Below are 22,509 nucleotides of genomic sequence, written 5' to 3' on the forward strand. Positions count from 1 at the left end.
GCTGGGTGCGCCGGTACGGCGGCACGGGTCAGGCCGGTTGGGGCACGGGAACGGGGGTCGTACGGGCAGATGACGGGTCGGGTCGGAACCGGCGCAGCCGGAGGCTGTTGGTCACGACGAACACCGACGACAACGCCATCGCCGCCGCGGCGACGAGAGGATTGAGCAGGCCGGCCATCGCGATCGGGATAGCGGCGACGTTGTACGCGAACGCCCAGAACAGGTTTCCCTTGATGGTGCTCAGGGTGCGGCGGGCGAGGCGGATCGCGTCGGCGACGACGGTCAGGTCGCCGGAGACGATGGTGATATCGCTGGCGGCGATCGCGGCGTCCGTGCCTCCGCCCATGGCCAGGCCGAGGTCGGCGGCGGCGAGGGCTGCGGCGTCGTTGACGCCGTCACCGACCATCGCGACCACGTGGCCGTCGTTCTGGAGCTGGCGGATCACATCGAGCTTGCCGGCCGGAGTGACCTCGGCGTGCACGTCGGGGATGCCGACCTCAGCGGCGATCCGTGCGGCGGTGGTGGTGTTGTCGCCGGTCAGCAGCACCGGGCGCAACCCGAGCGCCTGGAAGCGCGCGATCGCGGAGGCGCTGGTCAGCTTCACGGTGTCGGCCACCCCGATTGCGCCGAGGTACTCCCCGTCGCGACCGACCGCGATCGCGGTACCGGTTCGCGCGAGAGCATTCAGCTCGGCGGCGGCTTCGGCCGGCGGGTGGATGCCCCACTGCTCGGCCAGCCAGGACGCCCGGCCCGCAACGACGGCAGACCCGTCCACGATCCCTTGGACACCGAACCCGGCGTGCGACACGAAGCTGTCCGCGTACGCGACCGCCGGGGCGGCAGTAGCGACGGCACGGGCGACCGGGTGCTCGGATCCTGCCTCGACCGCCGCCGCAACGCGCAACAGCTCGTCCCGGGTGACACCTGCGACGGGGCGGACGCTTGTGACGGTCATCTGACCGGTGGTGACTGTGCCGGTCTTGTCGAGCACGATGGTGTCGACTGTGCGGGTCTGCTCCAGCACTTGCGGGCCGCGGATCAGGATGCCCAGCTGGGAGCCGCGGCCGGTCCCGACCAGCAATGCGGTGGGGGTGGCGAGACCGAGGGCGCACGGGCACGCGATGATCAGGGTGGCGACCGCCGCGGTGAAGGCCAGCTCGAGCGAGGCTCCGGCGATTGTCCAGCCGAGGAACGCAGCCACGGCTAGTCCGATGACGATGGGGACGAAGACGGCAGAGACGCGGTCAGCGATGCGCTGCACCTTGGCCTTGCCGGTCTGGGCTTCCTCCATCAGCCGTCGCATGCGGGCAAGCTCCGTGTCCGCCCCGATCCGGGTGATTTCGACGATGAGGCGACCGCCCACGTTCACCGTCGCGCCGACCACACGGGAACCGGCGGTCACTTCGACGGGCACCGACTCTCCGGTGAGCATGCTGGCGTCGATCGCGGAGGAACCATCGATCACCAGCCCGTCAGAGGGAACCTTCTCCCCCGGCCGGACAAGCACGGTGTCTCCGACAGCGAGCTGCGCGACCGGCACCGACCGTTCCCCACCGTCGACGAGCTTTGTGGCATGCTTCGCGCCCATCTCCAGCAGCGCCCTCAGCGCCTCCGACGATGACTTCTTCGCGTGTGCTTCGGCATAGCGGCCCGCCAGGATGAAGACGGTGACCAGCGCCGCGACTTCCAGGTAGATCTCATGTCCGCCGGCCTGCGGGGTGCCGATCAGGGTGAAAGTCATCGTCATCCCGGGCATGCCTGCCTCGCCAAAGAACAGTGCGTACAGGGACCACCCGAACGCGGCAATCACGCCGACGCTGATGAGAGTGTCCATGGTCGCCGCGCCGTGACGGGCGTTGACCGCCGCGGCCCGGTGAAAGGGCCACGCCCCCCATACCGCGACCGGGGCGGTGAGGGTGAGCGCCAGCCACTGCCAGTACTCGAACTGCAACGCCGGGACCATCGACAGCACCGCCACCGGCAACGACAGTGCAGTGCTAATCAGCAGCCGGCGCCGCAGCGCCCCTACCTCGTCGGCCTCCGAGCTGCGCGCCTCCTCGGCGTGGTCATCGGTTGCCGGCGGTGCGGGGAGGGCTGCTTGGTAACCGGCGGATTCGACCGTGGCGATGAGGGTGGCGGGGTCGACATCGTGCCCGCGAACACGTGCTTTCTCGGTGGCGTAGTTCACCGTCGCTTCCACACCGGGAAGCTTGTTCAGCTTGCGTTCGATCCGGGTCGCACAGGAAGCGCACGTCATCCCGGAGATATCGAGCTCGACGTCGACCGTGCTCATGCGGGGCTACCTGCCACGGCGTAGCCGGCCTCCTCGACCGCGGCTTTCACGGCGTCAGAGTCGATCGGCGCGGCGCTGTGAATGGTGACCCGTGACGTACCGCCGGCGTTCAGGTCAACTGTGACGTTCTCCACACCGTCGATCGCGGTCAGCTCCTCAGTGACGCTCGACACGCAGTGCGAGCACGTCATCCCGTCTACCAGGACGTCTTTCGTGACGGCGGCGGAGGTCGACGCGGGAGCGTCCGTCGCTGCGGATGTGGTGCAGCAAGCGCAGCCGGCGTTGGTGTCTTTCAGAACGAGGTCAATGCGGTCAGTCATGATGTGCTCCTTCAAGGGGATTCGGTGTGATCAAGAACGGACGAGTCGGGCGATGGCGTCGTTGGCCTCACGGATCTTCTCCGCAGCTACCTGGCCGCCTTCGGCGCTCGCTTCCGCGACGCAGTGGCTCAGGTGGTCGCCCAGCAGGGACAGCGCCACTGTTTCCAGGGCCTTCGTCGCGGCAGACACCTGCGTGAGGATGTCGATGCAGTACTTGTCTTCGTCGATCATTCGGGCGATCCCACGCACCTGACCCTCGACCCGACGCAGTCGCTTCTGCAGGTCGTCTTTGTTGCCGTCGTATCCGTTCACAGAAATACCATACCCCCCTAGGGTATTGATAGCAACAGGACGGGGTAATCACCTCGCACCCGGCGTACAGCGTTCTGTTTATTCAGCGCTCTCTGTATTTCGGTGTCATGTCCACCGCGACCGCTACCGCACCGTGACGCACACCGCGGCGCTCGCCCGCCTCGGCCACGCACTCTCTGACCCGACGCGCGCGGGCGTCCTCCTGGCGCTGCGCGAAGCACCCGCCTACCCCTCCGACCTGGCCGACGCCCTTGCCGTCTCTCGTCAGGTCATGTCGAACCAGCTCGCGTGCTTGCGCGGCTGTGGCTTCGTCGAGGCCTGTGCCCGATGGTCGACGGACCTGGTATCGACTCGCGGACTCACACCTCGCCCCTGCCTTGGACGAGCTGCTGCGCGTTGTCCTCTACGTCGAGCCCGGCTGCTGCGCCGGAGAGAGCTGCACCTGCGCATGACCACCACCGCTCCCCGCCTCGCTGACAACCGCCGACAGGTCCTGCAACGCCGAATCCGGTGGATTGTCACGGCGACGATCGCCTACAACCTGATCGAGGCCGTCGTCGCGATCACCGCCGGCACGGTCGCATCCTCGGCCGCGCTTATCGGGTTCGGCCTGGACTCGACGATCGAGGTTCTGTCGGCAGCCGCGGTCGCCTGGCAGTTCACCCGTCGCGACCCCGAGCGGTGGGAAAAGGGCACGCTCCGCGTCATAGCGGTCGCGTTTTCGCCTTCGCCGCGTACGTCACCGTCACGTCCGTGCTCACTCTCATCGACCAAGTGGACGTCAAGCACTCCACTCTCGGTATCGTCATCACCGCCCTCAGCGTCGTCATCATGCCGTTCCTCTCGCTCGCGGAGCGTCGCGCCGGTCGCGAGCTGGGATCGGCCACGGCCCGACACGCCATATCGCCGGCGCGGTCGTCGGACGGGAAGAGGTCTATAGCCGCGACAACGATCACGGGTGAGCTAGGACAGCCTTGTCAATTGCGTTCGGCGGAACAATCGCTCGGCGTCGTCGAGTAGCTCAGAGCGGCGACAATCATGACGTCTAGACGCGCAGCTGCCTAAATTGCCCTGCATGACGGTTGTGTCAGAGCCCGAATGCTCCCCCGCTGATCAGGATGAAGATGCCAAGCCCGATAAGAACGAGAGGGAACAAGATGTGCTCCCAACGTTCCAGGATCTCCGCGATCGGACGTCGCGTGGCAATGAACTTGGCCACGACCACCAGCACTGCAACGAACACGAGGAACACAACGCAGTATGCGACGACGGCAGCGGGCCCCACGCTGAGGAAGACGGGAACGTAGACGCCGATGTTGTCCCCACCGTTAGCGAAGGTGACTCCAGCCACGGCCCAGACAGCGACCTTCTTGCCTTCGATCTTGCTCTCATCGTCATCGTCATCGTCGTCGTGTCGGCGGTGCCAGGCTTGCCAAGCCGCCCACAGCCCTAGACCTAGCGGAATGAGCCCGAAGTAGGGAATCACCTCTGGAGGCAGAAACGCCCCAGCGCCGAGGGATACGAGCACGGCGGCGCCGAGAATACCTGCGAATCCCACATACTGACCAACGAGGATCCGAACTGTAGTTCCCCGTTGCCCGGCGCCGCGGGCGAAGAACAGAGAGAGCACGATGATGTCGTCGATGTTCGTCGCGAGGAACAGCCCGATCGCCTGCAGAACGGAGGAGAAGATCATGCTCGGGTCTTTCCCTGACGGAGGTATAGCAGGAGGCCGAATCCGACGCCGATGCCGATGATGACGTCGGCGAGGTTACCGATGAACAGGTTGCCGTAGGCGAGAAAGTCTGTGACATGACCCACTCCGAATCCGGGTGGAGCAAACAGCCGATCTAGGAGGTTACCGACCGCGCCGCCCCAGATTAGCCCGATCACGACGGCCCACCCCGCGGTGCGGGCGCGTGTGGCGGCAAGGAGCAGACCCACGGATGCTGCGGCCGCGATGAGGGTGATCAGCCAGGTTGAGCCGGATCCGAGGGACATGACGGTGCCGGGGTTGAACGCGAGTTGTAGGCCGAGCAAGTCTCCGAGGAGCGGGATGCGGGCTTGTTCGCTGAGCCGTGCGAGGGCGAGTGCTTTGGTGCCTTGGTCGATCAGCACGGCACTGGCGGCAACGGCGAACGCGAGCAGAAACAGTCGGGGTCGCACGCGCGCACCAATTGGGCCGGCGGCACTCAATACGGCACCCGCCCTCCCGGGCGCACGGCTGTCAGCGGGCCCGGTCATGGTGCGTGCGCCGCGCCGCGCGGAGGCCGTTGAGGATGACGATGACTTCCGCGATTTCGTGGACGAGCACCACGGCCGCAAGTCCGAGGATTCCGGTGATCGCCAGCGGTAGGAGGACAGCGATGATCGCGATGGACAGTATGACGTTCTGGTTGATGATATTGCGGCCGCGGCGGGCATGGGCGAGGGCCTGCGGAATGAGGCGCAGGTCGTGGCCGGTGAATGCGACGTCGGCGGACTCGATGGCGGCATCGGCGCCCTTGGCTCCCATCGCGATCCCTAGGTCGGCGGCTGCGAGAGCGGGGGCGTCGTTGATACCGTCCCCGATCATGGCGGTGGGCTGCGACTTCGACAGTTCCGCGACAGCGGTGGCCTTATCCTCGGGGCGTAGTTCGGCACGTACGTCGCTGATGCCGGCCTGTGCGGCGAGGGCGGCGGCGGTGCGGGCGTTGTCGCCAGTGAGCATCGTCACGCCGATCCCACGCCGGTTCAGTGTGTCAATGACTTCGGGAACCTCGGGGCGCAGCTCGTCCCGCACTCCGATCGCTCCGGCGGGCTGGTCGTTGCGGTGGACGATCACAACGGTCATGCCCTCGGACTCCATCGCCTGCACCTCGTCGGCCAGCGTGCCAGCGTCCAGCCAGCGTGGACTCCCTACCGCGAGACGAGCACCGTCGAGGGTGCCGACGATGCCGTGGCCCGCGGTCTCGCGGACGTCGGTAGCAGCCGGAGCGCCGGGAACCGCGTTGTTGGTTATCGCTGCGGCGAGGGGATGTGTGCTGTGACCTTCCAGGCTCGCTGCCCATGCCAGCACGTCATCCTTGGTCGCGCCGGTGGTGACGACACGGGTCACGGTGGGCTCATTGCGAGTCAGGGTGCCGGTCTTGTCGACGGCGAGGTGGCGGATGCCACCGAATCGCTCGAAAGCGGCCCCGGACTTTACGACCACGCCGAACTTGGAGGCTGCGCCGATCGCAGAGACGACGGTGACCGGGACGGCGATCGCCAGAGCACATGGCGAGGCTGCGACCAGCACGACCAGGGCGCGGGTGATCCACAGCTCGGGGTCGCCGCTCAGCAGCGACCCGAGCGCGCCGACCAGCACGGCGAGGATCATCACCCCGGGCACGAGGGGTCGGGCGATCCGGTCGGCCAGGCGGGCGCGGTCGCCCTTCTCGGCCTGGGCCTGCTCGACCAGCTCCACGATCGTGGTGAGCGAGTTGTCGGTGCCGGCGGCGGTGGCCTCGACTTCGAGGACGCCGGTGGTGTTGATCGACCCGGCCGACACGTCGGTGCCGGGCTCGACCTCGACCGGGATCGACTCGCCTGTGATCGCCGACGTGTCCAGGCTGCTCCGCCCGGCGCGCACGATGCCGTCCGTGGCAATCCGCTCGCCCGGCCGGACCACGAGCACGTCACCGACGCGCAGTTCCTTCGCCTCCACCTCGACCGTGGCGTCGCCGCGCTGGACCCGTGCGGTGTCGGGCACCAGCTTCAACAGTGCCCGCAATCCTGCGCGGGCGCGGTCCATCGCCTTGTCTTCCAACGCCTCCGCGATGGAGTACAAGAACGCCAGCGCGGCGGCCTCCTCGACATAGCCGAGGATCACGGCGCCAGTGGCGCTGATTGTCATCAGCAGGCCGATGCCTAGCTTGCCCTTGGTGAACAGCTTACGCAGCGCGCCCGGCACAAACGTGTACGCGCCCAGCAGCAGACCGATCCAGAACGACACCAGGCCCGCGGTCTCCGCGCCGGTCCACTCGCAGACCAGGCCGGCGGCGAACGCGACGCCGGAGGCGATCGGAATCAGAACGCTCGGGCTCCGGTACCACGGCCGGTCATCGTCATCATCGTCGTCGTCGAGGTCGACGTGCTCGACTTGCGAACCCGTGACCGCGCTCATGCCCGAACCTTCCCCGCCACGCAACCCTCGACCCCGCAGTCCGGGTCCATGCACGGCACGCTCTCGTCGACCGCTAGCGTCACATCCACCAGCGCCGTCAGGGCGCGGGCAAGGTGCGGGTCTGCGACCTCGTAGCGGGTCTGCCGGCCCTCTGGCTCGGCAACCACGATCCCGCACCCCCGCAGACACGTCAGATGGTTCGACACGTTTGAGCGGGTCAGTCCCAGCTCGCGAGACAACACCGCCGGGTAGTTCGGTCCGTCTAGGAGAGTCAGAAGGATGCGAGAGCGGGTCGGGTCAGCCATGGCGCGCCCCAGCCGGTTCATCACGTCGAGTCGATCAGCATGAGTCAGCATGCGATGAATAATACACTGCACAATGAACTAATCAAGCTGGACAATCGGGCAGGCGATCGTCGACTGTTGAAGCAGCATCGGATCCGCCTTACTGGAGCCGGTCGGCTGAATGGCTGGGTATGGTCAGCTAAGGCCGGAGTATGCGTGAAGTCCTTTGAAGAACATGTTGACGACGGTGAAATTGAACAGCACAGTGGCGAACCCGGTGATGCACAGCCAGGCGGAGCGGGTGCCGCGCCAGCCTCTCGTTGCGCGGGCGTGAATGTACCCCGCGTACAGCACCCAGATCACAAAAGTCCACACTTCCTTGGTGTCGAACCCCCAATAGCGTCCCCAGGAGTCGTTGGCCCAGATGGCGCCGGCGATCAGCGTGAAGGTCCAAAACACAAACCCAACGATCACGAATCGGTACGCGAGGGACTCGAGCGCGTCTGCGGTGGGCAGCGTCGCCAGGAACCGCGGGCCGCCATTTCGAGCTGAGGTGGTGTCGGCCCGCCGTTCCCGGCGGGTTTGCATGAGCTGGGTGACTGCGAGGCCGCAGGCGATCGCGAACAGGGCAGTGGCGAGCGAGGCGACGAAGACGTGGATGACCAGCCAGATGCTCTTGAGCGGGTCCATCAGCGGGACGACCTCAACGTAGAACGCAATGGTCGCCCCACCCAGCAGCAATACGATCATGCCGATGAGGAACGCTCCCAGGAAGCGGAGGTCGTAACGGCGCAGAACCAGCAGGTATACGGCGACGATTAGGAGGGTACCCGTCAGCGCGAACTCGTACATGTTCGCCCACGGCACCCGCCCAGCAGCGATCCCGCGCAGAACTGTGCCGGCCAGGTGGAACAGGAACGCGAGGACCGTCAGTGACGTCCCGATCCGCGCCCACAACAGCCGTTGCCGATTCGCGGGCGGCGTGCGAACGCTGTCCACCGGCCCACTCTGCCTGCTCTGTGTCGACCGGTCCGCTCGTGCGGCAGCGCCGACCAGGGCCGGCTCCCGCTGTGGGACGCTGGCGGGGACGGAGCGCCCGGCGAGGTCGATGGTGTACGCGATGAACGCAAGCAGATAGGTGGCGATCGCCGTCCACACCACAAGCAGTGAGATGCCGTCGAGGGACAGCGGGTCGGGTCCAGTCATGACAGAGTCGTCCTCTTCGTCGTATCGGTCAGGGGGTGCCCGCAAGCGGGGTGGTGCGGTAGATCCGTGCTGCGCATAGGTCAGCCCGCGTTTGCTTCCAGCAAACGCGGCGTGTCCACGGCGGTTCTGTCGAGGTAAACCTCGAAGTGCAGATGGTTCGCGGTGGAGCGTCCCGTGTTGCCAACGAGTCCGACCAGCTGCCCGGCCGTGACGGTCTGCCCGGCGGCAACCTGCCGGCTACCGGTCCCGCACTCCTCCGCCATCCAGCACCAGGCAGTGTGGGATCACTGCCCGTCGCCAGCGTTCGCAGCGACCCGGCAAGTCGACCTCCGGCAGGCCTCACCCGTGGCGTGTTCATGGCTGACTCCCCGGGTAAGTCGGACGATCTGTGCCGTCCGCACGCGTGCGGGCACGGTGGGAGAACCACGCCGCGGGGAGAGCGCCGGCGGCAGCGAGGACGATGAGAGCGGTGAGCCAGGGCCCGAGGATCACCGCGGGGGTGAGTCCGGTGCGCAGCGGAACGGTGCTGATCGACGCGCCAGCGGTGTCGACACCGATGCTGTCGACGGTGGTGCCGTCCGGGGTGATGACCTGACTGGTGCCCACCGTTGAGACGTTGACGACGGCGCGGCCGGTTTCGATGGCGCGCATCCGGGCGAACGCGAGCTGCTGCAGGTTCTCGTCGGTGCCACGGAAGTCGGCGTTGTTGGTCTGGAACACGAGGATCTCCGCGCCGGCGCGGGCGGCCTCCCAGATCACGGCGTCGTAGATCACGTCGAAGCAGATCGCCAACCCCACCCTGACATCCCCAACCTGCACGATGGGTGGGTTGGTGCCCGGGGTGTACTCACGTTGGATGAGTCCCACCAGGTCGGGGACGATCAGCTCGTAGAACCACCGGTCGGGCACGTACTCCCCGAACGGGACCGGGTTGACCTTGTCGTGCCACTGCCGGTCCGTGGGATCCGCAGTCCACAGCAGGGACGTGTTGAAGACATCGTCGCCGCGGGTGGTGGCGGCGTTCATCAGCAGCGGGGCCTCGGCCGAGCGCACGACCCGGTCCAACGCCTTGGCGGCGGCGAGATCACTGAGCGGGTCGCCGTCGACGCCGCCCTCCGGCCAGGCCAGCAAATCCATCGGCTGCCCGTACAGCGGCACAGTGGCGGCGGTCTGCGCGGCCAGGACGTCGCCAGGCGCCTTGTCGTCGAAGTACCCGGTGGGGCCGTTGCCCTGCACCCATCCCACGCGGAACTCCCCGGCCGGCGCGGTGGGGAACTGCGGTGTCACGACCAGGAGAACAGCGACGCTCACGGCAGGGTGCAACCCGAGCATGAACCGGATGGCGCCGGCGCGGATCCACTGCACCACTGAGGCGCACACCACGACGATCAGCAGGGACAGTCCGGTCACACTCGTCCACGACGCGACCTCCGCGAGCGGCCCACCCACCTGGGTCATTCCGAGGCGCGCCCACGGGAACCCGGAGTACGGCCACGCACCCATCACCACCTCCCGGGCCGTCCACAGAACCGCGATCAGCGGCGGTACCACGAGCATCTGCACGAGGCCGCGGGCCGGATAGCGGGCGATCCACCGGTAGGCGAGCGCGATCGGCACCGCGCCCCCGCCGAACAGGACCGCTTCCAGCCCGGCGAGGGCAAGCCACGGCACCGGGCCGAGGAACTCCCCCACCCACACCAGATGGATCGTGTAGAACACGGCGCCGAAGACAGTGCCAATCAGCAACGCCCCGCCGAAGCTGCGGCCGATCAGAGCCACCAGGGCGACCGTGACACTCACGAACGCCAACGGCCACCACCCCACCGGTGCGGAGGCGAGATCCAGCAGCAGGCCGGCTGCCGCGGATGCCAGCACCGCCGCCCACACCGGCAGCGACCATGCCGCAACGGGGCGGCGCGGCGGCGTCTCCTGCTCCGGCGCGACGGCCGGGGCAGGTGTCGGCAAGGGCGTGCGCATCGGTTAGCTGTCTTTCTGGTGGAGGCGGGTGAGGTAGTCGTTGTAGGCGTCAAGCTCAGGATCGCCGTGCGCGTCGGCGCGACGGTCGGTGGCGACCGCCTGGGCGGTGTCGGCGCGGAACCAGCGATGCATGCCAAAGATGAGCATCAGCAAGGTGGGGGCCTCGCCGTACGACCAGGCCAACCCGCCGGCGAGGCGCTGGTCTTCGATCGGGTCGATGCCCAGCGCGCTCGTCGGGCCGGCGAACCCGTCGATGAGGGTGGGGTGGCCATCATCAGGAAGACGCCGAAGAAGGCGTGCAGGGCGGCTTCGGCGAACACACATCCAAGGCGCGGTCGCCATGGCTCATCCGCACCGGCAGCCGGTCCGAGAACAGGATCGGGATGGTGAACCGCATCCCAGCGACCAGGAACCCGACCTCGCCGAGGAGGGTGTGCCCAGTAACCATGTGCAGGATCGGGTCGGCGAAGTCCGCCACGTAGAGGCCGTAGAACGCCAGCAGGTATATCGACACCGCCAGCCACGACATGCGCGCCACGCAATACCAGAGCACTTGGGCCGTGGTGCGGGGTGGCACGCAGCAGCGGAGCAACGGCCGGCGTGAGGAACCCGCCCGGAGTCGGCGGCGAGTCCGGGATCCACACGGTCGTCACGGCTCGTTCTTCTTCGGCTGATCTACGTGGAGGGCGCGCGCGTGGCGGGTCGCGAGCTCGTCGACGGCGCGTGCCAGCGCCGGGTCTTCGCCTCGGGCGAGGCCGGCGTATTCGACGTGCACGCCGTCCGGGGTGGTGCGGGCTTTCGCCCAGAGCCGGCGGCGGGGCACGAACAGGCCGGCGAACAGGCCGAGGGTGGCGAGCACGGAGAACGCGAGCACCCAGCCGCTGCTGGGGTCGCGTTGGATCTGCAGCGACGCGAACCGCTTCACCGGCTCCTCCGCCGTGACTTCCTCCCAGGTGATGGTGCCCCACCCGTTCGGCAGATCAACAGTGGCGCCGGGGGTGAGCTCAAGGGAGTCGGCGGCGGTGTCGCCACCAGTGTGCTGGGTAAGCCCGTCGACCTCGAGCGTGTACACCGACCTCGGGGTGCCGTCGTCGATGCCGAGATCCCCGCTGAACACGTTGAGGGTGATCACCGGGTTGACCACGTCCGGGTAGACGGAGGTGAACGCGCCGGAGGGCAACACCCCCTGGGTGGGGTAGAAGAACCCGATCAGTCCGACCTGCTCAGGCAGCCCGTCCGGGACCTTGATGATCCCCAGCGAGGTCATGTTGGAGTCCTGCGGCAGGAACGGCTGCGATTCGCTGTACACGACCTCGCCTGCGGCGTCGCGGATCGTGAGGGTGGGGGCGTAGCCGTTTCCGAGCAGGTAGATCCGGTCGCCTTCGACGGTGATCGGATAGTTCACGATCACGCTCTGCGCCCGGTCATCCTGCCCGGGCTGGCGAATGGTGACGTCGGCGGAGAAGTCGCCTGCCTGGCCTGCGCCAGGGGTGCCGGGCAGCCGGTAAGAGACCTGGAAGTCATCGAGGGTGAGCGAGTAGGGCGCAAGCCCGGTGCCGTCGACGAACCGGCCGGGGTTGAACGAGGAGTAGTCGCTGAGCGCGTTCACAAACGTGGTGCCCTCCACCACCACCCGCTGCCCGGTATATGCGAACGACCCGCCGATCGCCACGGAGACCAGCACGCCGACGAGGGCGACGTGGAAGATCAGGTTGCCGGTCTCGCGCAGGTAGCCGCGCTCGGCCGACACCGACGCGGCGCCGCGAGCGTCGTAGCGCTCCACCCGGTATCCGGCCTTCCGCAGCTGCTCTGCGGCAACGTCGATCGCGTGCGCGGCCGGGTCGGTCTGCCCTCCCTCTCTCGGCAGAGTCAGTTCCCGGAACTCCGAGAGCCGCGACAGCCGCGCCGGAGTGCGCGGCGGGCGAGAACGCAGCGCCTTGTAGTGATGCTTGGCGCGCGGGATCACGCAGCCGATCAGGGAAGTGAACAGCAGCAGATAGATCGCGGAGAACCACGGCGACAGATACACGTCGAACAGGCCGACCGCATCCGCGAGGGGAAACACGTCGGGGTTGTCCCGCTCCCACTGGATGACCCCGTTGGGGTCAGCGCTGCGCTGCGGGAACAGCGACCCGGGCACCGCGGCAATCGCGAGGAACAGCAGCAGCACCAGCGCAGTGCGCATACTGGTCAGCTGCCGCCACGCCCACCGCAACCACCCCGCAATGCCCAGCGCCGGCTGGGCGATATCGGTCGCGGAGTCGCTGTCGGCGTGGTCGCCGGGGCGCGGCGGGTCGGCCGTGACCTCGGTGCCGGTGTCAGAGCGGGAGGGGGACATTGATCACCACCTGCTGCAGCTGCGACATCAGCGCCGTCCACAGTCCGCTTACCATCAGTAGGCCGAGGACGATGAGCATGGCCCCGCCGATGATGTTCAGCGCGCGAATGTGTTTCCGCAGGAGCGCCACCGATCGGGATGCCCACCCCCACCCAGCCGCGAGGATCAGGAACGGGATGCCCAGGCCCAGCGAATACGCCAGACCGAGCAGGCCTGCGCGGGCGGGGTCGCCGAGGTTCCACGACATCGAGATGATCGCCGCGAGCGTCGGGCCAATGCACGGCGTCCAGCCGACGCCGAGCGCGAACCCGAGAAGCGGCGCCCCGATCAACCCCGCACGACCCTGCGCGCGGGGGCGAAGGCTGCGCTGCGCGATCCCGAAAAAGCCGAGGAACACCAGCCCCAGGGCGACGATGACGACCCCGAACACCCGGGTGAGGATGCCTGCGTACTGCAGCAGCAGGTATCCGAAGGTGCCCCCCAGTATCGTGACGGCGACGAAGACGACCGTGAACCCGGCGATGAATAGCGTCACGCCCAGCAACAGGCGGGCGCGCTCCGCAGTGGCGGTGCGCCCGCCTTTGACAGTAGGGGCTGTGGTTGTGGCGGTACTGCCGAGGTAGCCGAGGTAGCCGGGCACCAGCGGCAGCACACACGGGGACAGGAACGAGACCAGCCCGGCGAGGATCGCGATGGGGATCGCGACCCACAGGGCGCCGTCGACGATGACCGCTCCCGGGTTCATGGGCTGTCCTCGGCGAGGGTGTCGGATATCAAGGTGGACAAGATCGAGGCGCTGGCCAACTGCCCGATAATTCGCGCAGCGACCCGTCCCTCCCGGTCGATGACCAGAGTGGTGGGGGTGGCCTGGATCGGAGTGACCTGCGCGAAGGCGAGCTTCACTTTGCCGTCGTTCACGTCGATCACGCTTGGGTAGGTGACGTTGTTGTCGCGGGCGAAGGACAATGCGGTCGCGGGCTGGTCGTAAGTGTTTACCCCGAGGAACGCGACACCCTGCTCCTGGTACTCCTGCCACACCTCCTCAAGCAGAGGCGCCTCGACGATGCACGGCCCGCACGCGGCGTACCAGAAGTTCACCACCAGCACCCCGCCCCGGTAGTCGTCGCTGGACACCGTCTCCCCGGTCTCGGTGACGCCCTCGAACACCACCGGCTCCCCACGATCAGCTTCGGGGATCTCAACGACCCGGAAGTCGCCGGCGATATAGCCCTTCTCGTTCCCGTCCCGGTACTGCTGCGCGAGCGAATCGCTGGACACGCACCCAGCGAGCACACCGACGACCAGCAGGGCCAAGACGGCAGCGATCAGACCACGGAGGTTCATGGCCGCTCGACCTTGGTCAGTGCGGCCACCTGGAACACAACCGACGACCCCGTCCACATCACCGGCCACCGTTCACCGCGGCCTGAATGGCGCTTTCGAGGTCATCCCATTCCTGCAGCTCGGCGATCTCACCGTCCACGAAGAAAGTCGGAGTGCTGCTCACCCCGAGAGCACGGCCCTCCTCGAAGTCGGATCGCACGCGCTCCTCCGTTGCCGGGTCGGAGACGGCCGCATCGTAGGCGGCCATGTCCAGTCCGAGTTCGGCGGCGTAGTCGCGGAACAGCGCGGCGTGTGACTCTTGTGCCTCGCCCCACTGTTCCTGTGTCTCGAACAGCCGGTGGTACATGTCCTCGAACCGGCCCTGCTGCGCCGCCGCCTCGGCGGCCAGGGCCGCGTTCTTCGAGTTGAAATGGCCTGGCAGCGGGAAGTACCGGACGACGTACGTGATCTCCCCAGCGAACTGCTCCCGCAGATCCTCCACGATCGGGTAGAAAGAGCCACACGCCTCACACTCGAAGTCCAAGAACTCCACCACGGTGACGGCACCCTCACCTCCGTCATCGAGAACATGCGAACTCTCTCGCAGGACTTCCGGCGGCGAGGATCCGTCCCCAGAGGCAGGGGTTTGACTGCGGTCGATAAGGACATAGATCAACGCGGCCACAACCAGCACGGCTACGACGGCAGCGGTGATGAGGGTCGCTTTCAGAGGGGTTTTCACGGATACTCCAAACCAAGACACGGCACAGGGACGATCCCGGGCACGCAGCCCGGGACGAAACACCACCCCACGGGGCGGCGTGCCGAATGTCAGGTTCGAGAAAGACCCAGCTGCGTCAACGACAACACGACCGGATTCGTGCGCAGGGCCGGCATAAGAAGCAGCGCAGGCCCCCGCGACACCTCAGTGAGAACGAGCGGCATCCGTCGACGCCATAGCCTCCGCAACGCCACCATAAACATGAGGCCACACAGAACACCGAATACGCACAACGCCGCACCGGCCAGCGCGTCCGACCCCGACCGTGCGCCGCTGGCGACTTCCTCGTGCTCTACAGGGGCGTCGGCCACCGGTTCTACATGCGGGTCCATCAGCCCGGATACCACCAGCGGGATAGGCGGCGATCCTTCCGACTCCGTATGGGCAGTCGCCGTCAGACCGATCATCAGCAGCAGCGCCAGACCAACGCTGGTAATGAGCCTCATTATCAACCAGCGCTCACTCAGCGTCACAGGACGCTGAATCCGGGCCGAAGAAACCATTCCTCACAGCCTACCGTGCAGACCTAAGCCGCTCAGAGCCGCAACGTCGATGCTGGCGAACGGGCAAAGGGAGCGGGAGCCTTGACCGTTACAGTCAGCCTCGACTCGCCCGCCGGATCCGGTGCGTGGCGGTGTCCGTGATCGTCGGCGGCAGCCGCGGTGGCAATCGGCAAGTACGTCCGACCTAAGGCGAGGAGGGCCTGCATGTCGAAGCCGTGCAGGCCCCCCGCCCCGTGGCCGAGTGCATCGTCTGCCGCGCCAGGCTGTGCGCTACTGCTCCCTGGGGATGAGGGTGAGGCCGCTGTCGTCGACGACGAGGATGTCGCCGTTGTTGGCGATGGCGACCGCTTGCGCGGCACCGTGGACCGTTCCGACTTCGAACCAGTTCTGTGCCCCGGCGGTTGTGGCCCAGATTCTCCCCTGAGTGCCGATACCGACCACTCGATTGTGATCCGGGGAGGCGCTGAGCCCGGCAAGGAGGGGAGCATCCGGCCACGCGCGGAATGTGGCGGCCCCGTCGGTGCTGACCAGCATACCTTCCGAGGTGGATGCCATCACTCGTCCCGCTGCGTCGACAGCGAGCGACATGGCGTAGACGGGTGCCCCGGTGGGCCGCCAAGAGACACCCCCGTCGGTGCTGGTGAGCGCTTGGTTGGCGTCTCATACTACGCCCCCCTAGGGTATTAATCGCAACAGGACGGGTATTAACCTCGCACCCGGCGTACAGCGTTCGACCTAGAAGCGGCAATCCAGGCCGCTCTCCAAGACTGATCGAGCCGTCCGGGCCGGTACTGGTCAGTCGGTCGTCACTGTAGGAGCGCTCTGCCGAGCAATGCGGGGCACCAAGCGTACGAGCACGACCATCGCGACGAGTTCCACCAACGTCTGAGTGACGACGGCAAGCGGCGCGATGCTCAACGAGGCAGGCAGGGCTAGCGCGAGTGGCAGCACGACAAGGGAGTTCCGGGTGGCCGCCGAGAACATCACGGCACGAGTGGGGGGAACGTCGAGCTGCGCGAATCGAGCAGTGAGGAGGCCTGCCGCGACAGCGACTACGACGAATGCTATGTAGAGCGGCACCACTCGCAGCAGCGTCAGCGCCTGGGAGCCGACCGCGGCGATCTGCGATCCGACGACCACGGCCAGCGTCGCCATCATCAGCGGGACCATCGCCCCCGCCATCACCTGTTCTAACGCGCGCCCGACGCGGTGTCGTCGTGCGACCGCCTGCACAACCGCTGCGGCCGCGAAGGGGAGGACGATCAGCAGCAGGAATGCCTCGACGAACGGCACTACGTCGATCACGGCGAGCACATCGCCCCCGGCGAACAAGAACAAGAACACCGGCAGGAGAGCGATCTGGACAAGCATCAGCAGTGGCGCGGCGGCCAGCAGACGTGCGCGAGCTCCGCCGGCCAACCCAGTGAACACGATCACGTAGTCGATGCACGGCGTCAGCAGAACAAACAACACCCCCAGCAGCAGCCCCTGGTCATCCGCAACGAATCGAGATAACCCCCACGCGAGCACAGGCACGACGATGAAGTTGGCGACCAAGACCGTCCCAAGGAAGCGGATATCTCGAAGCGCCCGCCCGACCTCGATGAGCGGGATACCGAGGAACGTCGCGAACAGCAGCAACATCAGCACCGGCTCGATGGAATGCTCCAAAGCGGGCGCGACCTGGGGCGCCGCCAGTCCGAGGGCCGTACCGACCCCGATCGCAACGACGTAGAGCGCGATCTGCCGGCGATCCCACCACTCGACGAGTGGGCCGAGCCTCACCGGTCCCCTCCGCCTGTCAGCGGGTCCGTGACACATGAGGCGCCCGGTCGCGCGAGCACACATTCTGTCCGGCAGCGATCGCCGCTGTCGGGACAAGCCGTTACCCGGGCCGTCGCCTCCACCAGCCGCTCTCGAAGCTTCATCAGAACCGCCAACCGCTCGTCGACGTCACGCAGACGCTCATCCAGCTTCGGCCGCAAGGTCTCGCGAACCTGAGTGCAACTCTCCGCCTCCACCACGTCGAGCAACTCGACGATCTCGGGCAGCGACAGGTCGAGCTGTTTCGCCCCATGCAAGAAAGTCAGCCGGTCGACGGCGCTCTCGTTATAGTCGCGGTATCCGTTCGCCGCGCGCGCGGCCACGATGAGGCCCACCGACTCGTAGAACCGAAGGGCGGTCGCCGGCACGCCGGAGCGACGGGACAGCTCAGAGATACGCACGCGCCTGACACTAAACCTTCGAGTTGAGTCGAAGGTCAAAGCCAGGACCGAAACTGTGCCCCGAAACCGATCCTCCCGAAAGAGGGTTACGAGACGGCCCTATGTTTCGGGAGGTCGATTCCAGGAACATCGACCCCGTGCCGCAAACGATCGTTTCCGGCGGGATGTGTGACCGTTACATAGATGGCCCGTGACAAATGTCGGCCGATACTTGATTCTGAAGGACATCCGCGGTGAGACCGTCGCCGTGTGGATTCGCGATCGGCGCGCGTCGCTCATCCCACTCGGTGGGTACGGAGTTCGACTCCGACGCTCACGGACTCGGATGGCAGCGCTGACGGTCAGGCAGGCTTTGCGCTCCGAACGGCCGGGAGCGTACACTCGTCTCGGCTTGTTACCGGACACCTGGGCAATACCGATCCGTCGGAGCTGACGGATACACCCGTTGCAAAGGTATTGCCCCATGATTGTTCGCCGCGTTCTCAACAACAGCGTCGTCGATGCGCTTGATGACGCTATGCGCGAAGTCATCGTGCTCGGCCGCGGCATCGGCTTCCGCGCCGAGCCCGGCGACAGCATCGACCCCGCCGCTATCGAGAAGGTCTTCCGGCTCGATGACAGCTCGCAGGGGTCGCGTCTGGCTCAGGTCGCGGCCGATGTGCCCGCCGAGATCCTTGCCGTCACCGACGAAGTAGTCACTCTCGCCCGTGGCCGTCTGACTGAGAAGCTCAGCGACTCCGTGTACGCCGCTCTCGCCGACCACCTGTCTTTCGCCGTACACCGTGTGCGCGAGAACATCGATCTCGCCTCGGCTCTCGAAGCGGACGTGAGGCGGTTCTATCCCAAGGAGTATGCCGTCGCCACAGACGCGCTCGCTCTGGTGCAGGAGGCCACAGGGGTGACGATGCCGGTCGCCGAGGCTGCGAATATCGCCCTGCACCTCATCACCGCCGAGGTGGGCGGCGGCGACGGTTCGGCCGCGGCACTCACGACGTTTACTCAAGACGTGCTCGATATCGTGCGACTGCACTTCGGCATCGTCTACGCCGACGATGACCCCGCCTACTCCCGATTCGCGACGCACGTCCGCTACTTCGCGCAGCGGGTGCTCGCCGGTACCGTCATCGATCGCGACGATGACGAGCTGATGGCCTTGCTGCGGCGCCAGCTGCCGCACGTGTTCGCCGCGATCGACCGCATCGAGGTTTACGTCCGAGATGCCCACAACCACGCGATGACCTCGACCGAGAAGGTCTACATCGCGATGCACGTCAGTCGGTTCGTCTGATCCGATTGCCCCCGGCGCGCTCAGGGACCCCCGCGTCAGCCGTCACTCACCCGAGAAAGAACGCACCATGTCCTACGACAAGGATGCCCGCGCCATCATCGACGGCGTGGGCGGTGCCGACAACATCGTGTCGGCCTATCACTGCATCACGCGCTTGCGTTTCACGCTGCGCGACAACACGAAAGCGCACGTCGCGGCCCTTACCGCCGTGCCCACCGTCGTCGGGGTCAACGACACCGGTGGCCAGTACCAGGTGATCATCGGCGATAAGGTGCCCGACGTGTTCGCGGCGCTTGCGAAGGCCGAGCCGCGCCTGGGTTCCGAGACGGCCGCGGCTGGCCCGAAGCAGAAGCTCTCGCAGCGCTTCTTCGATTTCATCGGCGGCGTGTTCGCCCCGCTGTTGCCGGCGATCGCGGGAGCGGGTCTGCTCAAGGGAATCCTCGCGCTGCTCTCGTTCGCGGGGTGGATCGATCCGGGGTCGAACACCTACTTGGTGCTCAGCGCGATCGGTGACGCCGTGTTCTTCCTGTTGCCGGTGCTCGTGGCGATGACGGCCGCGCGCAAGCTCGGCGCCAACCAGTACGTCGCCGTTGCCATCGCTGGCGTGCTCATCTATCCGGCCTTGGTCACGGCGCTCGCCTCGGGCGACCCGGTCGACTTCCTCGGCCTGCCAGTTACCCCCACGACCTACTCGTACACGGTCATCCCCAGCCTGCTGGCGATCTGCCTCATGTCGTGGGTTGAGCGAGGACTGAATCGCATCATCCCCCGCGTCGTCCGCATGATGGTCGTACCTCTGATCACGCTCGTCGTCGTCGTGCCGATCACTCTGCTGCTGCTCGGCCCTCTCGGCTCTTTCGTTGGCAGCGGTATCTCGGGTGGCATCAACTGGGCGCTCGAAAACGGCGGTCCGCTTGCGGGCGTCGTGATCGGCGCGCTGCTGCCGCTGATCATCATGACTGGTATGCACTATGCGCTGGTGCCCTTCATTCTCACCAACCTGGCGCAGACCGGTGCCGACAAGTTCCTGCCGCTCACCTACGTGCAGACGTTTGCAACGTCTGGCGCCGCCCTTGGTGTGGCGATCCGCGCGAAGTCGAAGACCCTGAAGTCGCTCGCCTTCTCGACCGCATTCACCGGCCTGATGGGCGTCACTGAGCCCGCGCTCTACGGCCTCGTCGTGCCGCTGCGCCGCCCCCTCATTGCGACGATGCTCGGCAGCGCAGCGGGCGGCGCAATCAGCCTCGGATTCGGTGTCAACGCCTATGTACTGGCAGGAAACGGCGGCATCCCCGGACTGCCTGGGCTCGTCGGCGAGACCTTTGGGTGGGCGCTCGTGGGCATCGTCGTGGCGTTCGTGCTTGCGACGGTTCTGACCCTCGTCCTCGGCTTCGACGAGTCGGCCTACGCCGCGTCGGCGAGCGTCGCTCCCGAGCAGGCCGACGCGTCCTCGACCACGACCGATCAGGCAGCGGACGCGGGCGAGGCTGTCGAGGTCGTCTCACCCGCCGCCGGCGAGATCGTTCCCCTATCGACGGTTCCCGACCGGGTCTTCGCGGACGGCGTGATGGGCCAAGGTGTCGCGGTGCGGCCTACGGCATCCGACATCGTGGCGCCCGTCTCGGGCACGGTCGTGGCCTTATTCCCGACGCACCACGCATTCGGTGTCCGCACCGACGCCGGCGTCGAAGTGCTGGTCCACGTCGGCATCGACACCGTCGCGCTCGAGGGTCGCGGGTTCACGGCCCACATCGCCCAGGGCGACCGGGTCGTCGCCGGGCAGCACGTGCTCACCGTCGACTTCGATGAGGTCGGCAAGACCAAGGACACCTCCGTGATCGTTGTCATCACCGAGGCCGCCGGCCGCGAGCTGCGAGCGACCCGTACGGGAATGACGTCGCTGGCCTCGCCGCTGTTCACGATGCAGGCAATCACCGAGGAGGCCGCCCGATGAGCACCGTGTTCCCTGACGGCTTCTTGTGGGGCGTCGCGTTCGCCGCGAACCAGGCTGAGGGCTCGTACGACGCCGACGGCAAAGGACTGTCGCAGGCCGACGTCGTCCCGTTCGGCAAGGACCTTGATTACGTCGACCTGCACGAGGCGATGAGTCCATCGCCCGAACGCATCGCCAGAGCGGTCGAGACCCCCGGTATCGCGGGATATCCCAAGCGCAACGGTTCGCAGCACTACACCCACTGGGAGGAGGACGTCGAGCTTTTCGCTGAGCTCGGCATCCGCGCCCTGCGCATGTCGATCGCGTGGACGCGCATCTTCCCGACCGGCGTCGAAACCGAACCCAACGAAGCAGGACTCGCATTCTACGAGCGTCTGTTCACCCGGCTGCGCGAGCGCGGCATCGAACCGGTCGTGACGATGTCGCACTACGAGATGCCGCTGCATCTGGTCACCGAGTACGACGGGTGGGCGGGTCGTGAGGTCGTCACCCACTTCGAGCGGTACGCCCGCACGATCATCACCCGCTACCGGGGCCTCGTGAAGTACTGGCTGACATTCAACGAGATCAACACGACGACGATCGAGCCGTACACCGGGGGCGGGGTAGTCAACAGCGGCGTGGGCGACCGAACGCAGCGGGCGCACCAAGCTCTGCACCACCAGTACGTCGCCAGCGCGCTCGCGACGACCCTCGTGCATGAGATCGACCCCGACGCGCAGGTGGGCTGCATGCTCGCGCGGATGTTGCATTACCCGGCATCGTCCGACCCGCGCGATGTCCAGCAGGCACAGCACGACAACGACTTGAACCTGTCGCACACGGATGTTCAGGTGCGCGGAGCATACCCGGGCATCGTGCGGCGTTTCTGGCGTGACAGCGGCATCGAGGTGCGGATGGCTCCGGGCGATGAGCAGATCCTCGCCGCCGGCACGGTCGACTTCTTGTCGTTCAGTTATTACATGACGCTCGTGTCCGCGGTCGATCCGTTGAAGTACGGCGCGACGGGCGGAAACCTGTTCTCGACGATCAAGAACCCGCACCTCCCAACCAGCGAGTGGGGCTGGCACCTCGACCCGGTCGGCATCCGGATCGCGCTCACTGACCTGTGGACGCGCTACCAGGTGCCGCTGTTCATCGTCGAGAACGGACTGGGCGCTAGCGACACGGTCGAGGCCGACGGCTCGATTCGTGACGACTACCGCATCGACTACATGCAGAAGCACCTGACGCAGGTTGCCGAAGCCGTGGCCGACGGCGTCGAGCTCATGGGATATACCTGCTGGGGTGGCATCGACATCGTCAGCGCGTCGACCTCGCAGATGACGAAGCGCTACGGCGTGATCCACGTCGATCTCGATGACCACGGTCAGGGCACGGGCGCGCGCACCCCGAAAGCGAGCTTCCACTGGTACCGCGAGCTGATCGCGAACAACGGAGCGCAGCTCGTTATCGACTGAGCCGACTAGCCTGAACGGCCGCACGCAACCCGCGGCGGCCGTTCAGCGTCAACGTCTCGTCGGTTGCTTCGGGAAACCACTGATGCTCTTCAATAGCG

General features: G+C 66.7%; 23 protein-coding genes and 2 pseudogenes. 5 read left to right on the plus strand and 20 right to left on the minus strand.

All coding sequences use genetic code 11. The features are described 5' to 3' along the window. Window positions 1-28: 28 nt before the first annotated feature. From PUW82_RS00855 to PUW82_RS00865, 3 genes are read right to left on the minus strand one after another with little or no spacing between them, the layout of a single operon-like run. Complete coding sequence (locus tag PUW82_RS00855; RefSeq protein ID WP_274179337.1) at window positions 29-2,293, minus strand: heavy metal translocating P-type ATPase; 2,265 nt, start codon at window positions 2,291-2,293, stop codon at window positions 29-31. Continuing rightward, a complete protein-coding gene (locus tag PUW82_RS00860) occupies window positions 2,290-2,613 on the minus strand; it encodes a heavy-metal-associated domain-containing protein (protein ID WP_210007723.1) in 324 nt (107 codons plus the stop codon). Before PUW82_RS00860 ends, PUW82_RS00855 begins: the two co-directional genes overlap by 4 nt. 30 nt (window positions 2,614-2,643) lie before the next feature. Next, window positions 2,644-2,925, minus strand: coding sequence for a metal-sensitive transcriptional regulator (locus PUW82_RS00865; protein WP_114587688.1), 282 nt, complete (start codon window positions 2,923-2,925; stop codon window positions 2,644-2,646). Between the two features lie 133 nt (window positions 2,926-3,058). Here PUW82_RS00865 and PUW82_RS00870 point away from each other — a divergent pair. Both PUW82_RS00870 and PUW82_RS00875 read left to right on the plus strand, forming a co-directional pair. Next, a pseudogene (locus tag PUW82_RS00870) lies at window positions 3,059-3,377 on the plus strand (ArsR/SmtB family transcription factor). After that, window positions 3,374-3,816: pseudogene (locus PUW82_RS00875) on the plus strand (cation diffusion facilitator family transporter); the annotation flags it as partial. The pseudogenes PUW82_RS00870 and PUW82_RS00875, both read left to right, overlap by 4 nt. Window positions 3,817-4,012: 196 nt before the next feature. Here PUW82_RS00875 and PUW82_RS00880 read toward each other — a convergent pair. The 17 genes from PUW82_RS00880 to PUW82_RS00960 all read right to left on the minus strand — a co-directional run bounded on the left by PUW82_RS00880 (window position 4,013) and on the right by PUW82_RS00960 (window position 17,709). Continuing rightward, window positions 4,013-4,621, minus strand: coding sequence for a cadmium resistance transporter (locus tag PUW82_RS00880; protein WP_210006387.1), 609 nt, complete (start codon window positions 4,619-4,621; stop codon window positions 4,013-4,015). Further along, complete coding sequence (locus PUW82_RS00885; RefSeq protein WP_228176924.1) at window positions 4,618-5,091, minus strand: signal peptidase II; 474 nt, start codon at window positions 5,089-5,091, stop codon at window positions 4,618-4,620. Before PUW82_RS00885 ends, PUW82_RS00880 begins: the two co-directional genes overlap by 4 nt. Window positions 5,092-5,152: 61 nt before the next feature. Further along, window positions 5,153-7,072, minus strand: a complete 1,920-nt coding sequence (locus PUW82_RS00890; protein WP_114587691.1) for a heavy metal translocating P-type ATPase — start codon at window positions 7,070-7,072, stop codon at window positions 5,153-5,155. After that, window positions 7,069-7,428 carry a Cd(II)/Pb(II)-sensing metalloregulatory transcriptional regulator CmtR gene (cmtR, locus tag PUW82_RS00895; RefSeq protein ID WP_114587692.1) on the minus strand — a complete coding sequence of 120 codons (360 nt, stop codon included), beginning with the start codon at window positions 7,426-7,428 and terminating at the stop codon, window positions 7,069-7,071. The genes PUW82_RS00890 and cmtR overlap by 4 nt, the downstream gene beginning before the upstream one ends. Before the next feature lie 123 nt (window positions 7,429-7,551). Next, window positions 7,552-8,562, minus strand: coding sequence for a c-type cytochrome biogenesis protein CcsB (gene ccsB, locus PUW82_RS00900; RefSeq protein WP_228176922.1), 1,011 nt, complete (start codon window positions 8,560-8,562; stop codon window positions 7,552-7,554). 80 nt (window positions 8,563-8,642) lie between these two features. After that, window positions 8,643-8,825 (minus strand): M23 family metallopeptidase, encoded by a 183-nt coding sequence (locus PUW82_RS00905; RefSeq protein ID WP_274179338.1) that lies wholly within the window; start codon window positions 8,823-8,825, stop codon window positions 8,643-8,645. A gap of 91 nt (window positions 8,826-8,916) precedes the next feature. Then, window positions 8,917-10,539, minus strand: a complete 1,623-nt coding sequence (lnt, locus tag PUW82_RS00910; protein ID WP_274179339.1) for an apolipoprotein N-acyltransferase — start codon at window positions 10,537-10,539, stop codon at window positions 8,917-8,919. A 3-nt stretch (window positions 10,540-10,542) separates the two neighbouring features. Further along, window positions 10,543-10,881: a cytochrome c oxidase assembly protein gene (locus tag PUW82_RS00915; RefSeq protein WP_274179340.1), complete on the minus strand. Its 339-nt coding sequence runs from the start codon at window positions 10,879-10,881 to the stop codon at window positions 10,543-10,545. Continuing rightward, window positions 10,814-11,068, minus strand: coding sequence for a hypothetical protein (locus PUW82_RS00920; RefSeq protein WP_274179341.1), 255 nt, complete (start codon window positions 11,066-11,068; stop codon window positions 10,814-10,816). The genes PUW82_RS00915 and PUW82_RS00920 overlap by 68 nt, the downstream gene beginning before the upstream one ends. Window positions 11,069-11,188: 120 nt before the next feature. Beyond that, complete coding sequence (gene resB / locus PUW82_RS00925; RefSeq protein ID WP_210006391.1) at window positions 11,189-12,877, minus strand: cytochrome c biogenesis protein ResB; 1,689 nt, start codon at window positions 12,875-12,877, stop codon at window positions 11,189-11,191. Beyond that, window positions 12,858-13,622: a cytochrome c biogenesis CcdA family protein gene (locus tag PUW82_RS00930; RefSeq protein WP_210006392.1), complete on the minus strand. Its 765-nt coding sequence runs from the start codon at window positions 13,620-13,622 to the stop codon at window positions 12,858-12,860. The genes resB and PUW82_RS00930 overlap by 20 nt, the downstream gene beginning before the upstream one ends. Then, the gene (locus tag PUW82_RS00935; protein ID WP_274220486.1) at window positions 13,619-14,221 is read right to left on the minus strand and encodes a TlpA family protein disulfide reductase; all 603 of its coding nucleotides are present in this window, start codon (window positions 14,219-14,221) and stop codon (window positions 13,619-13,621) included. Before PUW82_RS00935 ends, PUW82_RS00930 begins: the two co-directional genes overlap by 4 nt. A 58-nt stretch (window positions 14,222-14,279) precedes the next feature. After that, window positions 14,280-14,942, minus strand: coding sequence for a DsbA family protein (locus PUW82_RS00940; protein WP_274220487.1), 663 nt, complete (start codon window positions 14,940-14,942; stop codon window positions 14,280-14,282). An 89-nt stretch (window positions 14,943-15,031) separates the two neighbouring features. Then, a complete protein-coding gene (locus PUW82_RS00945) occupies window positions 15,032-15,484 on the minus strand; it encodes a hypothetical protein (protein WP_210006395.1) in 453 nt (150 codons plus the stop codon). 270 nt (window positions 15,485-15,754) lie between these two features. Beyond that, window positions 15,755-16,039, minus strand: a complete 285-nt coding sequence (locus tag PUW82_RS00950) for a hypothetical protein (RefSeq protein WP_210006396.1) — start codon at window positions 16,037-16,039, stop codon at window positions 15,755-15,757. Between the two features lie 240 nt (window positions 16,040-16,279). Continuing rightward, window positions 16,280-17,305: an arsenic resistance protein gene (locus PUW82_RS00955; protein ID WP_274224799.1), complete on the minus strand. Its 1,026-nt coding sequence runs from the start codon at window positions 17,303-17,305 to the stop codon at window positions 16,280-16,282. After that, entirely contained in the window at window positions 17,266-17,709 is a 444-nt protein-coding gene (locus PUW82_RS00960; protein ID WP_274220489.1) for a MerR family transcriptional regulator, read from the minus strand. The genes PUW82_RS00955 and PUW82_RS00960 overlap by 40 nt, the downstream gene beginning before the upstream one ends. Window positions 17,710-18,172: 463 nt before the next feature. Here PUW82_RS00960 and PUW82_RS00965 point away from each other — a divergent pair, with 463 nt between their 5' ends. From PUW82_RS00965 to PUW82_RS00975, 3 genes are all read left to right on the plus strand, one after another. Next, a complete protein-coding gene (locus tag PUW82_RS00965; RefSeq protein WP_274220490.1) occupies window positions 18,173-18,997 on the plus strand; it encodes a PRD domain-containing protein in 825 nt (274 codons plus the stop codon). A 67-nt stretch (window positions 18,998-19,064) separates the two neighbouring features. Further along, a complete protein-coding gene (locus tag PUW82_RS00970) occupies window positions 19,065-20,951 on the plus strand; it encodes a beta-glucoside-specific PTS transporter subunit IIABC (protein ID WP_274220491.1) in 1,887 nt (628 codons plus the stop codon). Beyond that, window positions 20,948-22,411, plus strand: a complete 1,464-nt coding sequence (locus tag PUW82_RS00975) for a glycoside hydrolase family 1 protein (RefSeq protein WP_274220492.1) — start codon at window positions 20,948-20,950, stop codon at window positions 22,409-22,411. The genes PUW82_RS00970 and PUW82_RS00975 overlap by 4 nt, the downstream gene beginning before the upstream one ends. The last annotated feature ends 98 nt before the right edge of the window (window positions 22,412-22,509 follow it).

Source organism: Microbacterium thalli (assembly GCF_028737325.1).
GTDB lineage: Bacteria > Actinomycetota > Actinomycetes > Actinomycetales > Microbacteriaceae > Microbacterium > Microbacterium thalli.

What these genes read in the sequence shown, in the direction of transcription:
- PUW82_RS00855 (WP_274179337.1), bottom strand. Translation starts at nt 2,293, where the DNA reads ATGAGCACGGTCGACGTCGAGCTCGATATCTCCGGGATGACGTGCGCT.
- PUW82_RS00860 (WP_210007723.1), bottom strand. Translation starts at nt 2,613, where the DNA reads ATGACTGACCGCATTGACCTCGTTCTGAAAGACACCAACGCCGGCTGC.
- PUW82_RS00880 (WP_210006387.1), bottom strand. Translation starts at nt 4,621, where the DNA reads ATGATCTTCTCCTCCGTTCTGCAGGCGATCGGGCTGTTCCTCGCGACG.
- PUW82_RS00890 (WP_114587691.1), bottom strand. Translation starts at nt 7,072, where the DNA reads ATGAGCGCGGTCACGGGTTCGCAAGTCGAGCACGTCGACCTCGACGAC.
- cmtR (WP_114587692.1), bottom strand. Translation starts at nt 7,428, where the DNA reads ATGCTGACTCATGCTGATCGACTCGACGTGATGAACCGGCTGGGGCGC.
- ccsB (WP_228176922.1), bottom strand. Translation starts at nt 8,562, where the DNA reads ATGACTGGACCCGACCCGCTGTCCCTCGACGGCATCTCACTGCTTGTG.
- PUW82_RS00905 (WP_274179338.1), bottom strand. Translation starts at nt 8,825, where the DNA reads ATGGCGGAGGAGTGCGGGACCGGTAGCCGGCAGGTTGCCGCCGGGCAG.
- lnt (WP_274179339.1), bottom strand. Translation starts at nt 10,539, where the DNA reads ATGCGCACGCCCTTGCCGACACCTGCCCCGGCCGTCGCGCCGGAGCAG.
- PUW82_RS00915 (WP_274179340.1), bottom strand. Translation starts at nt 10,881, where the DNA reads ATGGCGACCGCGCCTTGGATGTGTGTTCGCCGAAGCCGCCCTGCACGC.
- PUW82_RS00920 (WP_274179341.1), bottom strand. Translation starts at nt 11,068, where the DNA reads ATGTCGTGGCTGGCGGTGTCGATATACCTGCTGGCGTTCTACGGCCTC.
- resB (WP_210006391.1), bottom strand. Translation starts at nt 12,877, where the DNA reads ATGTCCCCCTCCCGCTCTGACACCGGCACCGAGGTCACGGCCGACCCG.
- PUW82_RS00930 (WP_210006392.1), bottom strand. Translation starts at nt 13,622, where the DNA reads ATGAACCCGGGAGCGGTCATCGTCGACGGCGCCCTGTGGGTCGCGATC.
- PUW82_RS00935 (WP_274220486.1), bottom strand. Translation starts at nt 14,221, where the DNA reads ATGAACCTCCGTGGTCTGATCGCTGCCGTCTTGGCCCTGCTGGTCGTC.
- PUW82_RS00945 (WP_210006395.1), bottom strand. Translation starts at nt 15,484, where the DNA reads ATGGTTTCTTCGGCCCGGATTCAGCGTCCTGTGACGCTGAGTGAGCGC.
- PUW82_RS00950 (WP_210006396.1), bottom strand. Translation starts at nt 16,039, where the DNA reads ATGGCATCCACCTCGGAAGGTATGCTGGTCAGCACCGACGGGGCCGCC.
- PUW82_RS00955 (WP_274224799.1), bottom strand. Translation starts at nt 17,305, where the DNA reads ATGTGTCACGGACCCGCTGACAGGCGGAGGGGACCGGTGAGGCTCGGC.
- PUW82_RS00965 (WP_274220490.1), top strand. Translation starts at nt 18,173, where the DNA reads ATGATTGTTCGCCGCGTTCTCAACAACAGCGTCGTCGATGCGCTTGAT.
- PUW82_RS00970 (WP_274220491.1), top strand. Translation starts at nt 19,065, where the DNA reads ATGTCCTACGACAAGGATGCCCGCGCCATCATCGACGGCGTGGGCGGT.
- PUW82_RS00975 (WP_274220492.1), top strand. Translation starts at nt 20,948, where the DNA reads ATGAGCACCGTGTTCCCTGACGGCTTCTTGTGGGGCGTCGCGTTCGCC.